The following is a 15,974-nucleotide window of genomic DNA, read 5'->3' as shown; positions in this document are numbered from 1 at the left end:
CTAGGCTAAGCTGGAACAATAAGTCCTCAATCCCTAAATTTGCCATGGTTAATCATCCCTTCTATCTTCTTTTAGCCACTGCCCTAACCTTTACGGTGACTGCCCCCCAGACCATTGCTTCCGGCGTTGATGATTTGTCCTTCAGTCCAACCCCAGAAGAAACCCTGATTAGCTTGAGATTCCCCCAAGCTGGCGATCGGGGCACCACCCAAAGCTCCGGAGGAGGAGGCACTAGGGGCGGCAGTTGTTTCACCCAGGCCAACACCAACCTCAGAATAGTGGCCCCCAGCCAAGACACGTTTACCGCTACGGCCAACCCTAGTCTATTTGTTTATGTACCCGCCAACAGAGGGGTGCAAGGGGAATTTGTCCTCGTAGATGGAGCCGGGGAATTAATTCACAGCCAAACCGTGGCAGTGCCAGAAGGAGAAACTATTTTGGCGATCGCCGTTCCCACAGATATAGCATTGGAACCGGGGGGGGAATATGCTTGGGCATTTGCCGTTAATTGCACCATTGATAACCAAGTGGTGGGCAGTGCGGTGGAAGCGGGGTTAGTACGCCGGGAGTTGAGCGTTGAGGTAACAGAGGAGATTGAAGAAACCAATGAACCTCTGAGCAAAGCCAATCTCTATGCCAACCAAGGTATTTGGCAAGACACTCTCATGATTGTGGCCAGTTTGTCGGAGCAAAGGGAAGAGTTGGTGGAATTACTGGGCTCCGTGGGTCTGGATCAATTCAGCGATGTGCCAATTATTTTTGTCGGTGCTGATGAAGCCGGGGATGTGCCCTTGCCCAACTGAGTACTGGGAGGCAAATTTTGCCATTCCCCCTGGAGGGTGAAACCAGCCCAATAATAGGGAGAAGCAAAGCGGGGGTCTTCCTTTAGTTTTTGCTGGGCCCATTGCAGAGCAGCCGCGGGGGCCATTTGCTGTTGCAACAAACTCCGGTAAAATTCCGTCATCAAACGGGCGGTGGCTTCGTCGTCCACACTCCAAAGGCTGACCACTACCCGGGCAGCCCCAGCATACATAAATCCCCTAGTCAGTCCAATCAGTCCTTCCCCCCTGATTTCCTGACCGAGCCCTGTTTGGCACGCACTGAGCACCACTAAGTCTGCCGGTAGGTTGAGATTAAAAATATCGTACAAACGCACGAAGCCGTTGATGGGTTCCCCGGCGGGATTGAACAGGGAAAGTACCAGTCCCGACAGTTGAGGGTTTTTACTATTCAGAATGCCATGGGTGGCAAAGTGAATAAAACGGTATTGCTCCATGGTGTCGGTAAAAACTCTAGCCCTGGTGGCTTCAAAACCTAATTCATTTAAACTTGCTTCCGGAGGAAAGAGAGCGATCAGTTGCTCGGCTTCCTGTTCGGTGTAGGGGAGCCGGTCAAAATAAACCCCCGCATCCCTGGCGGACAGTTCCAAATCCACCGGCAAATTTTCCGGACGACGGGCGATCGCCGTGCCTAACCTTTCGTCGCTAGCGGTGAATACCGGATCTGCAAATACGGCCAGCAAATTGGGGGCCGGTTCTCTCTGGGCCGTATTTTGCCGCAGAATGCTTAGGGTGGAAGCAGAAGGCATGGTGACCAATTCATGGCGATCGATTAGATAGGTGGGGGGCTGATTGGGGGGATTGACCGTCACCAAGGCCCCAAAGGGTAGATATTGCAACACGCCATCGGGCACAATTAATAATCTTTTTCCCGTAATTATTGTCGGGTCAGGAATTAGCTGGCCATATAACTGGGCTCCTTGGCTAACGGCCAGGGAGCGACGAATGCGCTGGGTGGGCTCCAAAAAAGATTGGCGAAATGATTTAATTGCTTCGTCCAACTGGTCGGCACCAGAAAGCACGTAACTCCGCAGATTGGATTGACCCACCACCCAGAGATAACTACGTTCCTTTCCCAGGGCATATTCCAGCAACAGAGTTTCATCGTCCAAGAGGGCTTGGATTTGGGACAAGTTCAACGGTCGGGGACGGGTAAGGGCGCTGTAGTCGGGGCTTTGTCGCTCAATCTGTCCTAAAACTCGGTCATACCGTTGCAATAGATCCGCTATGGCCTGGTCTAACTCTGCTTGTTTTTGCGGGTCATAATTAGAACTATATAACTTAATTTTATTTTCCTGGAGAGTATTGAGTTGTCGTTCAACGGTTTCTTTTTGGCTTAATAATTGGGGTGAAATTCCCTTGGTGATTTTCCCCGGAGTTTGGGCCAAAATATCCAACAAAGATCTAGCCTTTGCTGATTCACTAACCACCAAAGCTTTCCCGTCCAAGCCCTGATTAGGTTCCCGTTGATGTTGTTCCATTAACAGGTCAATATAAAACTGATAATAATCCTGTTTAGAAGCTAAAAAGCTAGCCCTTAGATCATCGTTGCCAATGGCTTGCCGCAGATTTTCCACTAAATAAATTGCCTTTTCAATTTCTGCCATGGCCTGCGGTACTTTTCCCTGTTGCTTCCAAGCTACTGCCAACCAATAGCGAGTTAAACTTTCCTTCAGGCGATCGCCAGTCATTTGTCGTAGGGTTAGAGCCCGTTGATAGTAATCGAGCCCTGTGGGTAAATCCCCCTGCAAAAAGGCTAGATAACCCAAATTATTTAAGCTACTGGCTTCCCCATTTTTATCCCCCAATTGTTGCCAGATGATCAGCGCTTTTTGATAGTTTTCCTTGGCCCCATTAAGTTGTTGATTTTGCATCTGCATAAAAGCGAGGTTATTTAATCCCGCCGCCTGGCCCCGTCGAAGATCCGGTGTGGCCCGATCGCCAAGGTCGTTGATCAAACTTTGCCAATGTTGGAAAGCACTTTCTTCGAGGGCTAAAGCTCCTTTGATATCCCCACTGGTGAATTTAACCTGGGCCAAATTATGTTCAATGCCAGCGATATTGCCCCGATTTCCCAAAGATTGGGCCTGTTCCAAAGCCTTGTTATAAAAATACTCAGCCTGGGCCGTTGCCCCCAGGGTTAAATACATTTGCCCCAATTCATTGTGGCTAATCACCTCCCCCGTTTTAAAGTTGGCTTTTTGCCAAAGGGGTAAAGACCGTTCCAGACTTTCAAAGGCCTCCTGGTAACTGCCCTGTTGTAATTGCAATTGGGCGATCGCCACCAGACTATTAGCCTCGGTTTGGCTATCCTCCAAGGTTTGGGCGGCGGTTAATAACTCTTGGTAACAAGCCAAAGCCACCGCCGGTGGGGTCAACTGACGCTGAACTAAACAAAGAAAATTTAAAGTGACCGCCACCTGGGGTAAATTATTTTCCTGGCGCCAGAGGGCCAATGCCTGCTCCCAGGAACTTTGGGCCACTTGAAAATCTGTTAGGCTACCCTGCTGATAATGCTTAAGACCTTGATTAAAATATTGCTGGGCCGTGGCGATCATGATTTTACCTTCTCCATCCAAGATGGCCCCTGGGGAGGACTGGGCTGAAGATATTTGGCGCCATTCCGTACCCCCTAAAAGGCAAGCTGCGGCCACAGCAGCAAAGGCCAAGTTGAACAAAAAACGTACTGCCATGACCACTTTTTCTCCAATAAAATATGTTGATAAACAGCTAAGATAGAGGCGAAAAATTTTCCTATCTTGTTTAGACCCAGAGAGAAATCTACTTCCTTGGCCCCCTAACCAATTTTACGTTCCCCCACTGACCCTTTCCCGGTGCTATGCCATGATTACCCTACCTAGCTCCCCCAGCTTAAAACTTCTTAAAATAAGTGCGCTCAGCGCTTCTGCCCCGTTACTGGCTCTGGGATGGGCCGTGGCCCCCAGCCAAGCTCAAATCAGCCAAGCGGTGGTGCAAGAAATCATTGACGGTCCCCAGGTTTACATCGAGGAAATCCAGGCAAAAGTGGATGATCAAGCAGAATTTGGCCAGGTGATAGTGACCAAAAAATCCAGAGCCGGCATCTTGTTCAATAACGGCGCGGCGGGGAGATTGAGCGAAAATGCCAGTGTGATTGTGGGTCAATGTGTAGAGCTGGAACGGGGTCAATTGCTGGCCAGTGGCCCCGTCAACGGCTGTATGGTGGGGGTCAGTGTGGCGGTGACCGGCACGGTGTATGTGATGGAACGGAATGAGGGTCAATCGGGAGAAATTAAGGTTCTAGAAGGGGCTGTGTTGGTTAGTGATCCGGAAAACCCAGGGCAAACAACCCAGGTTAAGGCGGGGGAAAAGGTCAGTGTGTTGGAAGGCATCATCGGTTCCGTGATTCCCATGACCCCAGAGGAATTAGTAGCTCTGTTGAGTGGCAGTTTGTTCAATGGCTTCAGCATTCCCATTACTCCAGACGGAGCCTTACAGGGCATGTGCTCTAATTTGTTGCCGGGACTGAGTTGTTCCACCAACGGAGCTAGCTACTCTCCCCCCATTCCCAGTTTGCCGGTATCCGTTCCCTTGCCCAGATTCGGCTTCTAAAAAATAGTCAGCAAAAAGCCTTCCCCCAAGAACGTGTTTCAAAAGTTGAGTTTTGGCTGTTTAATCCCCCCTGGCCCCCCTTCGGAAGGGGGAAAATGTTACCAAAGTCCCCCTTTTTAAGCCGAGCTTTAGTGTGGACGGGGGCGACCTGCCAATAATTAAAGTTTTTGAGCTTACCCATGCCATGGGTCAATAGAGGTGGGACTATGATGCTCCCCATTGTCTGGACAGGGGAAAGAGGAAATGAAGAGAGAGGAATAGAGTGGTTGTCGAGAGAATATACTAGTGACTATACATTAAAGTTGCCTCCTGTAAATGGATATATAAATGTCAAGCAAAATGAACTTTGGCAAGAGTTAAGTAATCCAAAGATTGATGAGGACGTCGATGGTTATGGCGTTGAAAGAAATCAGTGATTCCCTCAACAGCTCCGGCAACAGAGCCATAGGATTTAAGGTAAACTTCCTCGTATTTTAAAGAACGCCAAAGACGCTCAATAAAAATATTGTCAAGGACACGTCCCTTGCCATCTTGGCTAATCTGAATATTCTTTTCAAGTAGGGCATTGGTGAAGGCTAAGCTGGTAAACTGACTTCCTTGGTCAGTATTGAAAATAGAAGGATAACCATACTGAAAAGATTTTTCTAGGGCTTCGATACAAAAAGAGACATCAAGACTGTTAGAAACATGCCAGGCTAAAACATAACGGCTATACCAATCCATAATAGCAACAAGATAAATGAAGCCTTTTTTTAATCGGATATAGGTTATATCTACACTCCATACTTGATTGATGCAGTCAATGGCCAAGTCCTTGAACAGGTAAGGATAATCCTTGCTTTCTTTACTAGTATTGGGTTTAGGGTAGATTGTCTCTAGTCCCATCAGTCGGAGTAACCGACTGACTCGCTTCGCATTGACCATTTCTCCCTGTTGGCAAAGTATAACCGTCATTCGTCTTACCCCATAAAATGGAGTCTCGGTATAGAGTTCATCTAATTTGCGTATTAGATATTTTTCCCTCCTGGCTTGATAATAGTAACTTGAGCGGTTTAAGCCAATTAATTCACATTGGTGTTCAATACTTATTTGTGGGTGATGTGGTTCAATAAATCTCCTTTTTTACGAAAGTGATCTAAATTTTGTGTAAAGAGGAAAATTAAAGAGAAAAGCGTTCAAGAAAAAGAATAGCAAAATGGAAAGCAGCAGCTCGCCAATCTCGGATAGGGCGTTGCCATTTTTTAGTGAAGTTCCTCATGGCTAAATGTAATAGCGTAAAGACAGAATCTTCGTCGGGAAAAACGGCTTTGGTTTTAATTACTTTACGCAAAGAACGGTTCATGGACTCAATAGCATTGGTGGTATAGATTACCCGTCGAATTTCCATGGAATAGTCAAAAATGGGAATGACATGCTCCCAATGACGTAGCCAGATTTGAGTGATAGCGGGGTAAAGTTTATCCCATTTCTGGGAAAAAGCATCCAGAGCCGCTTCAAATCTGTCGCCACTGCCTTGGGGTCTTTCCAGGGGACAGAGTTAAGGCAATTACGCATCAAATAGACAATACATAGTTGGCTTGGGTTTGGGGATAAAATGCCTCAATCGCCTTAGGGAAGCCCCTTAAGCCATCACAACAGGCAATTAGAATATCCTTTAGCCCCCGATTCTTGAGCTCTGTCAGGATTCGTAACCAAAATTTGGCTCCCTCGGCCTCTGCTTCCCCAATCCATAGTCCTAGTAGTTGTTTGTCTCCCTCCTGGTCAATACCCAACGCTGCATACACTGCCCGTTTGCTCACTCGACCTGAGACTTTGATGTTTACATACAGTGCATCTAGGTAAACAATGGCATACACCTCCTCTAATGGACGAGATTGCCAGGCTTTAACTTCCTCCGTTACTGAATCTGTCACTTCGCTTTGGAGTCCTGACTCTCCCAGAATTTCTTCGGGGGTTTTATGCTCTTCTAGAAACTCATCTAGTAACACATCGACGCGATTCGGTTGTTGTTTTTTACGTACCATTGGGGTCTCCTTTTTTTGATTGAATTTTACTCCCCTTACACAAAATTCTGTTCAGTCCCAAAAAGCTCAAAGTACCTGGGCCCAAAGAGTCCAAAAATAAAAATTTACATCCACAGATTTCTGACCAACTAGAATCCTTTTCTGAAGAGGAACTTCAACAAGTAGCAATATACCTCCACTTTCTCCAATTTGAACGTCAGTACGGGGAAGATGTTAGTCAGGATTGATGGAGGAGCAATTTTTCGATGATTTACCTCCGTTACGGTTAGACCTAATCCAGGGACATTATCGGGGCAAGCCGGTATTCAGGTAATATGGGGCGGTGCTTTTGCGAGTTGATCCATTGGTTCTAACTCCATTGACGGTAATAGTTTTCCCCACTGCTGTTAATCATTTTGTTTGGAGGAGGGACTGCCCGCACCGTCAGCCCGCCGCCATTGTTTTGCATTCCAATTTCCATGGGCATTGAACTCCGTAGTTACGTTTATCTTGATAGTCTTCAACCCCAACATGCCGCCTATATTGGGACGGTGGCCTCTGGCTTTTTACCCTTGCCGGGGGATTGTTCCCTCTGGGTGGAAGTGTCTCCAGGCATTGAAATTAACCGCATTACCGACATTGCCCTCAAAGCAGCGGTGGTGCGGCCAGGGGTGTTATTTGTAGAACGGCTTTATGGTTTGCTGGAAATCCACGCCAGTAATCAGGGGGAAGTGCGGGCGGCGGGGCAAGCAATTTTGCAATACATTGGCGCCAAAGCCGGTGACTGCATCAAGCCCAGGGTGGTGTCCAACCAAATTATTCGTAACATCGATGCTTACCAAACCCAGCTAATTAACCGTAATCGGCGGGGCCACATGTTGTTGGCGGGGCAAACTTTGTTTGTGTTGGAAGTGCAACCGGCGGCCTATGCTTCCCTGGCGGCCAATGAGGCCGAAAAATCGGCATCCATTAATATTTTGCAAGTCAGTTCCATCGGTAGTTTTGGACGACTTTACCTGGGAGGGGAAGAACGGGACATTAAGGCAGGGGCCCGGGCGGCCATTGCGGCGATCGAGAATGCCCCCGGCAAAGTACCCACCCTAGAAGGTAAAAATGAATAATGGGGCTAGGGCACCATATATTTCCCCATATGTCGATCCACTGGCCCTTCCCGATCGCCAGGGGAAGGCCCCAATGCGAGCCCGGAGCATTTTCCTAGTGAGATGGAAGCGTAACCACGTACAATGGGCTTCTGGGGTTGGCGATCGCCAAAGACATTGGCCGTCGGTGCCGTTGCCTATTTTATCGCCCATTAATTCTTTTACCGAAGCATTAAGTTTATTGTTCCCATGACTGAGTCTCTACCCATTGTTTATCTTTCCGTCTTGTTGATTATTTTGGGGGGATTGGGCATATTTGTCTTCAGTCAGGTGTTAAAAGCCCGCCGCCTGGAAAACACCTTTGGTAAACTACAAAAGAAATTACAAAACAGTAAAGGTAGTGCCCAGGAATATTATCAATTGGGCAGCATTTATTTAGATAAAAAATTATATTCTCAATCCATAAATTTATTTCAAAAAGCCCTCAAAATGGGAGAGGATGTAGAGCCAGAAAACCAAGCCTTGATTTGCAATGCCATGGGCTACGCCTGTTTTGCCCAGGAGCAATTTGATCTGGCCATTCGTCATTACAAAGATGCTTTGAAGCTATACCCAGATTACGTCATTGCCTTGAATAATTTAGCCAATGTTTATGAAAAAAAACAAATGGTTAACAAAGCCCTAGAAACCTACAAACAAACCTTGGCAATAGAACCCAATAATAAAGTGGCTCAACGGCGGGCAAATTCCTTGAAAAAACGCCTTGTCGAGACTTAAAATAGATTGGGTGCAAGCAAGAAAAGTTAGGTCAAAGTCCCACATTTAGCATAGTTTTATGAGCAGAACGGTTGGGGAAGTGATGACCCCGAATCCCATCACAGTCAGACCCGATACCCCCCTACAGGATGCTATTCGTCTGTTGGCGGAGAACCGCATCAGCGGCATGCCGGTGCTGGACGACCAGGAGAAGTTAGTGGGGGTCATTTCCGACACCGATTTGATGTGGCAAGAGTCTGGGGTGGATACGCCTCCCTATGTGATGTTGCTAGACAGTATTATCTACCTGCAAAATCCCGCCCGCCACGAACGGGAATTGCACAAGGCTCTGGGACAAACGGTGGGGGAAGTGATGAACGATGTCCCCATTAGCATTTTGCCCACCCAAACTCTGCGGGAAGCGGCCCATTTAATGAATGAGAAAAAAATTCGCCGCCTTCCGGTGTTGAATGTGGAGAGTCGGCAACTGATTGGTATTTTGACCCAAGGGGACATTATCCGCGCCATGGCCCGGGGGGAAGCCTAGGTCGCGGGGTTTTCCTTTTCCCCAAAGACGAAAGTGAGACAAAAATTCCACCCTTGGGGTTGGCGGTCTAATTGGATGCTACGGATAAACTCCCGGAAGTAGAAGCGGCGCTCCGTTTCCGAAAGGTCTCGCCAAAATTGAGGCAGGGAAACGGCGGGGATAATGCGTTGCAATTCGTCCGGGGGCAATTGGGACAACTGTTGTTGTAATTGGGCCAGGTCTTGTTTCAGTTGGTACCGGCGCAGTTGATGGGTATGGTGGTCGAGAATGCCTCGCTGTTCCCAGGTGGGTAGTTGCTCCAGCAAACTTTGTTTTTCCTCGATCGCCTGTTGTAAATTTTGGCAGTGTTCTCCAAGGGAAGAGGGGGATAGTTTACCCACCGCTAAGGGCAGTTCCCGACAAATTTGCTCAATGACTTGCTCTAAAAATTGCCCATAGGCGATCGCCTGGCATTTAGGTTGGTCAGGACAATGGCGGGGTCGGAGATAGAGATAGGCTTTGCTTTGGTGGCGGGAAGTTACGTGGGCCACCACCCAGGGAGTCTGGCAACGGCCACAACTAACTAAACCAGCCAGGGAACGGGGGGCACTAGCGGTGCGGTGGGGCAAAGGAGCATTACGGCGGAGAAGGCGGTCAATTTGGGCGGCTTCGGTGCGGCTTAATAAGGGGGCGTGGGTGTCGGCAATGACAGTCTGATTTTGGTAGAGCAAATCCCCCCGATACACAGGATGGGTTAACCAACGCCGTCCGGTGGCCACCGCAATTTTTTTACCATAGGACTGTTCCAAATAACGGACAGAACTTCGCAGGCAACCAGAGAGGAGAAATTTTTCAAAAAATGCCTTCACTACCGGGGCGGTGGCTCGATCCACCACATAATGACCAGCACTACGACGATAACCATAGGGAGCCTTGCCAGGGGGAGGGGCCAAGGCTAGGCGGTTACGGGCGTGGCCCCGGCGGAGATAGTCCCTGCGTTGTTCCTTTTCCAGAGTGGCCCACAATTCCGACCATTGTTGCTTGGCGATCGCCATGTCGGCCTTGCCACTGTTCTGGTAATCCTGCTCCAGGGCAATGACGGTTATGCCAAAGCTTTCCAATTGGGTCAAAGTTTGGCTGACCTCAGGGGCGGACTGACCCAATTCCTTGAGGTTTCGGACTAGGCAATAATCGGTACTCTGAGCTTGGCAATCTTCCAGCAGTTGCCCCAGGGCCAGCCTTTCCCCCAGATCCACATAAACCTGATCTACCTCCACCCCCCAAATCTGAGGATCTACAGGGGCATCCAACAGGAGATCGGAGTAAACGTAGGCAACAATACGCATGGCAACGGCCTATAAAAACCGGTCTAGGGCCTGTTTCAGTTCCGCCAACTCCTGCTCAATATTGCCCTCTGCCGCCGCCCTGGTGATGCACTCATTCATGTGGTCATCCAAAATTAATCTAGCCACCCGGTCCAACGCCCCTCGGATCGCCGCCACCTGAATTAAAACCTCCGGGCAAGGACGATTTTCCTGCACCATGGTTTTTACCCCCCGGATGTGGCCTTCAATGCGGGAGAGACGATTAACCAATTTTTGTAAGGATTCTTGACTGTGGACGTGGGGATGGGCGTGGCTATGGCGGGCGGAAGGATGGGGTACGGGTTGGGAAGTCATACGTTCAATATTTGTCGATAAAACCATTGCCGGATTAGACAATTTTCCTTGATGTTAGCGGTATGGGTAGTTTTGCGCCGCTGATGGCTTAGCTTTAGGAGGACACCGTTAGCCCAATAGCTTATCGTAATCTTCGTGTGTACCAATCCAAAACCACACATAGCTGTCATCGGTTTCAACCGACAATGCTCGATACTCCAAGGTGACTCGAACAGACCATAGTGCTCCCACTTTTTTGAAATGGAGTGAGGGATGGCGAGGATTTTGACGTAGCAATTGATAAGCCTTATCGGCCCGTCTCTGAATTTCTTCTGGCAGATGCCGATAACAAAACCAGAAATCAGAGTTAGTGTGATGGTTCAAAGCACTTTTGTCCGACCGGTACGATGATCTTCCAGTGCCTTTTCTGCTAAAGCTTTTAGCTTACCAGACTTAGAGTCTTGCTCAATTTGACAATCCCAGGCCTGCCAATCATACTCGTGGAACCATGCTCGGAATTTGGCGAAATCCGAGGGACTTAGCTGTTTAACTTGCGTTTCAATTTGTTCTAAGTTACTCATTAGCTAGGTTTGGCATTAAAAGATTATTCTGCTCAGACGTCAACTTTAGCAAAAAAATCTAAGGCGATCGCCTCTGCTACCTTAATGCCGTCAATGCCAGCGGATAAAATACCCCCAGCGTAACCAGCCCCCTCCCCGGCGGGATAAAGACCGAGCGTATTGATACTTTGGAAATCATCCCCCCGTTTAATGCGAATAGGAGAGGATGTTCTAGTTTCCACTCCAGTTAATATCGCATCCTCCATGGCAAAACCCCGGATTTTTTTGTCAAAGGCTGGGATAGCTTCTCGCAAAGCGGCGATCGCATAATTGGGTAAACTTTCCCCCAGGTTAACCAGTTTTACCCCCGGTTTATAGGAAGGTATAACGGAACCAAATTTGGTGGAGGGTTGATCAGCGAGGAAATCCCCCACTAACTGTCCCGGAGCCTGGTAATTTGCCCCCCCCAACTGAAAGGCCCGTTCCTCCCAAAATCTCTGCAAAGCAATGCCTGCTAAAGGGTGTTCTGGATAATCTTCCTCGGGGTTAATGCCCACCACAATGGCGCTATTAGCGTTAGCTTCATCTCGGGCGTATTCGCTCATGCCGTTGGTGACTAATCTGCCCGGTTCGGAGGCGGCGGCCACTACCTTTCCCCCTGGACACATACAAAAGCTGTAAACCGATCGCCCGTTTTGGCAATGGTGGACTAATTTATAGTCAGCGGAACCAAGGCGGGCATGGCCAGCTTGGGAACCGTAGCGACATTGGTCAATGAGAGATTGGGGATGTTCAATGCGAAAGCCGAAGGAAAAGGGTTTAGCTTCGATGTAAATTCCCCGTTCAAATAACATTTGAAAAGTATCCCTAGCACTGTGCCCCACCGCTAGCACTACATGGTTAGTGGCAATATAATCGCCATTTTCTAGGGTTATCCCCTGCACTTGATTATCTTGGATATTTATGTCAGTAACATGGCTCTGGAAGTGAATTTCTCCCCCCAATCCTTCTATGGTGGAGCGCAAATTTTGCACAATTTTAACGAGGCGATAGGTGCCAATGTGGGGGCGGTTAATGTAAAGAATTTCTGGATCGGCCCCGGCTTGAACAAATTCCTCCAATACTTTGCGGCTGTAATGGTTTGGGTCTCGCACCTGGCTATAGAGTTTGCCATCGGAAAAAGTCCCCGCTCCCCCTTCCCCAAACTGCACGTTGGATTCAGCATGGAGTTTCCCTTTCACCCAAAAGCCGAACGTGTCCACACTACGGTCTCGAACTGATTTACCCCGCTCCAAAATAATTGGTTCTAGTCCCATCTGGGCCAGTAGCAAACCGGCAAACATGCCACAGGGGCCTGTCCCAATAACAACGGGCCGTTTGCCCTCAAATTTTTGACCCAGTTTAGCCTGAACAACAAACTGATAGGCCATGGCTGGGGTGGGCGTAATCTGGCGATCGCCGGCAAATTTGGCCAGTAACTTCTCCGCTTGGGGCGTTGCTACGTCAACGATATAGACCAACAGAATATGACCTCGTTTACGGGCATCATAACTGCGTTTGAAAATGGTGTAACTAGTTAATTGTTCTTTACTAATGCCCAACTTTTTGAGAATGGCCTGTGCCAGAGCGTTGTCGTCATGGTCTAGGGGCAGTTTGATTTCGCTAATGCGTAACATTTAGGTGATGTTTCAATTCTGATAATTTCTAAAGTAATTTCCCCTGGCGATCGGCAAGCTAGTCAGTTGCAAAACTGTCAACTAACGGGGTTTGTGAGCAGAACGATAAAAGGGTTTTTTCACCACCTTTACCCCATAGGTTTTACCCCGAATTTCCACCTCCAACTCCTGACCTATTTTTGCGAGTTCCGGGGAAACATAGCCCAAGGCGATCGCCTTTTCCAGGGTAGGGGAAAGGGTACCACTGGTAACAATGCCAATATTTTCGCCGTTGTGCATGAGCGGATAATCATGACGGGCAATTTGTTTTCCCAACATTTCCAAGCCCACTAAGCGTTTTTTCACTCCATTGGTCTTTTGTTGCTCCAACACAGAACGGCCAATAAAATCATCTTTACTATCCAGGTGAACTAACCAACCTAAACCCGCTTCTAGGGGCGTGGTGTGATCATCCATATCCTGGCCGTATAAACCCATGGCCGCTTCTAACCGCAGGGTATCCCTAGCTCCCAAACCGCAGGGAGTGACAGCTTTTTGCAGAAAAGTTTGCCAGAGTTGTTGTCCCACTTCAGGGGAAACCATAATTTCAAAGCCATCTTCCCCGGTGTACCCCGTGCGAGCAATGAACGCTTTTTCCCCCAGCAACTCCGCTTCCACATGACCAAAGGCCGATAACCCTCCTAAATTCTCATCAACTAAATGCTGTAAAGCACTGATTGATTCTGGGCCTTGGAGGGCAATTAGGACTTTTTCCCTAGATAAATCTTGAAAATTAATCTCTTTAGGCAAATGCGCCAGTAACCACTGTCTATCCTTATCTGTCGTGGCCGCATTGACAATTAGAGTGACCTGTTTGTGTCCGTTAGAATTTTTTCCTTGGTCATAAACAATAATGTCGTCAATAATGCCCCCTTGCTCATTTAACAGCACCGTATATTGAGCTTTACCAGGTGTTAGGCGAGCTAGATCAGAAGGTACTAAGCTTTGCAACGCTGGTAAAATTCCTGCCCCGGTTATCACAAACTTGCCCATATGAGAAATATCAAACATCCCCACCTTTTTCCGCACCGCCTGATGTTCCTGTTTTAAGCCCGTGAACTGTACTGGCATTTCCCAACCAGCAAAGGCCGTTAGTTTAGAGGTTTTTTGACAAATAAGGTCGTAAAGAGGGGTGCGGAGGGCAGAGGTAAAATTGACCACAGCGGTTTGGATCCCATAAAAAGTCTTCCCTAAATCATAGTTTTTTCCCACGGAAATCACAAAAAATCCCCCCGGTGAAGGGAGGATTGTGGATCGGTTTAACTTTTCAAGTCAGAACTGAGCTAGGGAAATTAGAATTACTTCTCAGGCTCGGAGAATTCCGCATCGATGACATCATCGCCACCGCCACTGCTAGTTCCCGCTTCAGGGCCAGCACTGGGGGCACCTACCCCAGCCTCTGCTCCAGCTTGTTGGTACATATTGGAACCAATACTGTAGAGGACTTGTTGTAGTTCCGGCATCACTGTTTGGATTTTGGTATCATCTTCCTGGGCCACGGCCTCTTTCAGGTCTTTGATCAAACCCTCAGCCTTGGTTTTGTCAGCGGTGGGCACTTTGTCCCCCAACTCGGTGATCTGTTTTTCCGCTTGGTACACCAGGGAGTCCGCTTGGTTTTTGCGGTCAATTTTATCCCGACGTTCCTTGTCGGCGGCGGCATTGGACTCAGCTTCCTTCACCATCCGGTCTACTTCCGTATCGGGCAGGGTGGAAGCACCGGTAATGCTGATGGATTGTTCCTTACCCGTCCCCCGGTCTTTGGCGGTGACATTCAAAATGCCATTGGCGTCGATGTCAAAGGTAACTTCGATTTGGGGCACACCCCGGGGAGCAGGGGGAATACCGTCGAGGCGGAAGGTTCCCAAACTCTTATTGTCATTGGCCATTTCCCGTTCCCCTTGGAGCACATGGATTTCCACGTTGCTTTGACCGTCGACAGCGGTGGAGAAGGTTTCGGATTTCTTGGTGGGGATGGTAGTGTTGCGGGGAATGATTTTGGTCATGACGCCCCCTAGGGTTTCCACACCCAAGGAGAGGGGAGAAACGTCTAGGAGAAGAATATCTTTGACTTCCCCAGAGAGTACGCCTCCCTGGATAGCTGCTCCAACGGCCACTACTTCATCGGGGTTAACCCCTTGGTTGGGCTCTTTACCGAGGATTTTTTTCACCACTTCCTGCACAGCGGGAATCCGGGTAGAACCACCGACAAGAACAATTTCATCCAAGGCAGATTTGTCGATTTTGGCATCCCGAATGGCATTTTCCACTGGAATACCGCAACGATCAATTAGGTCAGAACAAATTTCTTCAAATTTGGCCCGGGATAGGGTGGTATCTAAATGTTTCGGTCCATCCTGTGTGGCGGTGATGAAGGGGAGGTTAATTTCCGTTTGGCTGACGCCGGACAGTTCAATTTTGGCTTTTTCTGCCGCTTCGGTTAACCGTTGCAGAGCTTGCTTATCTTTGCGTAGATCGATGCCTTCGGCTTTTTGGAATTCACCGGCTAGGAAATCCACAATTTTTTTGTCGAAGTCGTCCCCTCCCAGGTGGGTGTCCCCGGAGGTGGCCAATACTTCAAATACCCCTTCCCCTACTTCAAGGATGGAGACGTCGAAGGTACCGCCCCCTAGGTCAAATACCAGGATGGTTTCGTTATCCTTTTTGTCCAGACCATAGGCCAGGGAAGCGGCGGTAGGTTCGTTGATAATTCTGAGTACTTCGATCCCAGCAATTTTGCCCGCATCTTTGGTGGCTTGACGTTGGGAGTCGTTAAAGTAGGCGGGAACGGTGATGACGGCCTGGGTAACGGTTTCCCCTAGGTATTTGCTGGCATCGTCCACCAATTTCCGCAACACCTGGGCAGAAATTTCTTCTGGGGCAAACTGTTTCCCCTGGGCGGGGCAATCTAGCTTCACATTGCCGTTACCGTCTTTAACTACGCTGTAGGCAACTTCGGTGGCTTCATTGGTAATTTCATCAAATTTACGACCAATGAAACGCTTAACTGAATAGAATGTGTTGCCTGGGTTCATCACCGCTTGACGCTTGGCAATTTGCCCCACTAGGCGATCGCCATTTTTGGCATAACCAACCACCGAGGGGGTAGTGCGAAAACCTTCTGCGTTGGCGATAACAGTGGGTTTCCCCCCTTCCATCACGGCCACGCAGGAATTGGTAGTACCGAGGTCAATCCCAACAACTTTTCCCATAATTTTAATTAACTCCC

General features: G+C 48.6%; 13 protein-coding genes and 2 pseudogenes. 5 read left to right on the top strand and 10 right to left on the bottom strand.

Annotation, left to right across the window (positions count from 1 at the left end):
• Window positions 1-44: 44 nt before the first annotated feature.
• A complete protein-coding gene (locus IQE94_RS07735; protein ID WP_223343064.1) occupies window positions 45-803 on the top strand; it encodes a DUF928 domain-containing protein in 759 nt (252 codons plus the stop codon).
• Here the strand turns inward: IQE94_RS07735 and IQE94_RS07730 are convergent.
• On the bottom strand, window positions 734-3,532 hold the full coding sequence (locus tag IQE94_RS07730) for a CHAT domain-containing protein (protein WP_223343062.1): 2,799 nt from the start codon (window positions 3,530-3,532) through the stop codon (window positions 734-736). The two genes, IQE94_RS07735 and IQE94_RS07730, sit on opposite strands and share 70 nt — an antisense overlap.
• 151 nt (window positions 3,533-3,683) lie before the next feature.
• On the opposite strand from IQE94_RS07730, the gene IQE94_RS07725 reads away from it, so the two are divergent.
• On the top strand, window positions 3,684-4,430 hold the full coding sequence (locus IQE94_RS07725; RefSeq protein ID WP_212717238.1) for a hypothetical protein: 747 nt from the start codon (window positions 3,684-3,686) through the stop codon (window positions 4,428-4,430).
• 330 nt (window positions 4,431-4,760) lie between these two features.
• Here the strand turns inward: IQE94_RS07725 and IQE94_RS07720 are convergent.
• Window positions 4,761-5,552 (bottom strand): annotated as a pseudogene (locus IQE94_RS07720) (IS3 family transposase); the annotation flags it as partial.
• A 37-nt stretch (window positions 5,553-5,589) separates the two neighbouring features.
• Window positions 5,590-6,355: pseudogene (locus IQE94_RS07715) on the bottom strand (IS256 family transposase); the annotation flags it as partial.
• A gap of 557 nt (window positions 6,356-6,912) precedes the next feature.
• On the opposite strand from IQE94_RS07715, the gene IQE94_RS07710 reads away from it, so the two are divergent.
• Complete coding sequence (locus IQE94_RS07710) at window positions 6,913-7,554, top strand: hypothetical protein (protein ID WP_194015142.1); 642 nt, start codon at window positions 6,913-6,915, stop codon at window positions 7,552-7,554.
• Here the strand turns inward: IQE94_RS07710 and IQE94_RS07705 are convergent.
• The gene (locus IQE94_RS07705) at window positions 7,534-7,746 is read right to left on the bottom strand and encodes a hypothetical protein (RefSeq protein WP_212717236.1); all 213 of its coding nucleotides are present in this window, start codon (window positions 7,744-7,746) and stop codon (window positions 7,534-7,536) included. The genes IQE94_RS07710 and IQE94_RS07705 overlap by 21 nt on opposite strands.
• Before the next feature lie 36 nt (window positions 7,747-7,782).
• On the opposite strand from IQE94_RS07705, the gene IQE94_RS07700 reads away from it, so the two are divergent.
• A complete protein-coding gene (locus IQE94_RS07700; RefSeq protein WP_212717234.1) occupies window positions 7,783-8,310 on the top strand; it encodes a tetratricopeptide repeat protein in 528 nt (175 codons plus the stop codon).
• A 58-nt stretch (window positions 8,311-8,368) separates the two neighbouring features.
• On the top strand, window positions 8,369-8,836 hold the full coding sequence (locus tag IQE94_RS07695; protein WP_190596831.1) for a CBS domain-containing protein: 468 nt from the start codon (window positions 8,369-8,371) through the stop codon (window positions 8,834-8,836).
• Here IQE94_RS07695 and IQE94_RS07690 read toward each other — a convergent pair.
• The 6 genes from IQE94_RS07690 to dnaK all read right to left on the bottom strand — a co-directional run bounded on the left by IQE94_RS07690 (window position 8,833) and on the right by dnaK (window position 15,957).
• Window positions 8,833-10,161 carry a recombinase family protein gene (locus IQE94_RS07690; protein ID WP_212717232.1) on the bottom strand — a complete coding sequence of 443 codons (1,329 nt, stop codon included), beginning with the start codon at window positions 10,159-10,161 and terminating at the stop codon, window positions 8,833-8,835. The genes IQE94_RS07695 and IQE94_RS07690 overlap by 4 nt on opposite strands.
• 9 nt (window positions 10,162-10,170) lie before the next feature.
• A complete protein-coding gene (locus IQE94_RS07685) occupies window positions 10,171-10,494 on the bottom strand; it encodes a metal-sensitive transcriptional regulator (RefSeq protein ID WP_190596826.1) in 324 nt (107 codons plus the stop codon).
• 359 nt (window positions 10,495-10,853) lie between these two features.
• A complete protein-coding gene (locus tag IQE94_RS07675) occupies window positions 10,854-11,054 on the bottom strand; it encodes a hypothetical protein (protein ID WP_212717231.1) in 201 nt (66 codons plus the stop codon).
• A gap of 32 nt (window positions 11,055-11,086) precedes the next feature.
• Complete coding sequence (locus IQE94_RS07670) at window positions 11,087-12,709, bottom strand: NAD(P)/FAD-dependent oxidoreductase (protein ID WP_212717229.1); 1,623 nt, start codon at window positions 12,707-12,709, stop codon at window positions 11,087-11,089.
• An 81-nt stretch (window positions 12,710-12,790) separates the two neighbouring features.
• Window positions 12,791-13,909 (bottom strand): glycine cleavage system aminomethyltransferase GcvT, encoded by a 1,119-nt coding sequence (gene gcvT / locus IQE94_RS07665; RefSeq protein ID WP_212717227.1) that lies wholly within the window; start codon window positions 13,907-13,909, stop codon window positions 12,791-12,793.
• Window positions 13,910-14,046: 137 nt separating this feature from the next.
• Window positions 14,047-15,957, bottom strand: coding sequence for a molecular chaperone DnaK (dnaK, locus tag IQE94_RS07660; RefSeq protein ID WP_223343058.1), 1,911 nt, complete (start codon window positions 15,955-15,957; stop codon window positions 14,047-14,049).
• Window positions 15,958-15,974 lie beyond the last annotated feature (17 nt).

Origin of the sequence: Synechocystis sp. PCC 7339, from assembly GCF_019924095.1 — a bacterium.
Taxonomy (GTDB): domain Bacteria; phylum Cyanobacteriota; class Cyanobacteriia; order Cyanobacteriales; family Microcystaceae; genus Synechocystis.
Note: the sequence above shows the minus strand (reverse complement) of the source record. Positions and strands in the feature narration are given on the sequence as shown.

What these genes read in the sequence shown, in the direction of transcription:
- IQE94_RS07690 (WP_212717232.1), bottom strand. Translation starts at nt 10,161, where the DNA reads ATGCGTATTGTTGCCTACGTTTACTCCGATCTCCTGTTGGATGCCCCT.
- IQE94_RS07735 (WP_223343064.1), top strand. Translation starts at nt 45, where the DNA reads ATGGTTAATCATCCCTTCTATCTTCTTTTAGCCACTGCCCTAACCTTT.
- IQE94_RS07700 (WP_212717234.1), top strand. Translation starts at nt 7,783, where the DNA reads ATGACTGAGTCTCTACCCATTGTTTATCTTTCCGTCTTGTTGATTATT.
- IQE94_RS07730 (WP_223343062.1), bottom strand. Translation starts at nt 3,532, where the DNA reads ATGGCAGTACGTTTTTTGTTCAACTTGGCCTTTGCTGCTGTGGCCGCA.
- IQE94_RS07705 (WP_212717236.1), bottom strand. Translation starts at nt 7,746, where the DNA reads ATGGGCGATAAAATAGGCAACGGCACCGACGGCCAATGTCTTTGGCGA.
- IQE94_RS07685 (WP_190596826.1), bottom strand. Translation starts at nt 10,494, where the DNA reads ATGACTTCCCAACCCGTACCCCATCCTTCCGCCCGCCATAGCCACGCC.
- IQE94_RS07670 (WP_212717229.1), bottom strand. Translation starts at nt 12,709, where the DNA reads ATGTTACGCATTAGCGAAATCAAACTGCCCCTAGACCATGACGACAAC.
- dnaK (WP_223343058.1), bottom strand. Translation starts at nt 15,957, where the DNA reads ATGGGAAAAGTTGTTGGGATTGACCTCGGTACTACCAATTCCTGCGTG.
- IQE94_RS07710 (WP_194015142.1), top strand. Translation starts at nt 6,913, where the DNA reads ATGGGCATTGAACTCCGTAGTTACGTTTATCTTGATAGTCTTCAACCC.
- IQE94_RS07695 (WP_190596831.1), top strand. Translation starts at nt 8,369, where the DNA reads ATGAGCAGAACGGTTGGGGAAGTGATGACCCCGAATCCCATCACAGTC.
- IQE94_RS07675 (WP_212717231.1), bottom strand. Translation starts at nt 11,054, where the DNA reads ATGAGTAACTTAGAACAAATTGAAACGCAAGTTAAACAGCTAAGTCCC.
- IQE94_RS07725 (WP_212717238.1), top strand. Translation starts at nt 3,684, where the DNA reads ATGATTACCCTACCTAGCTCCCCCAGCTTAAAACTTCTTAAAATAAGT.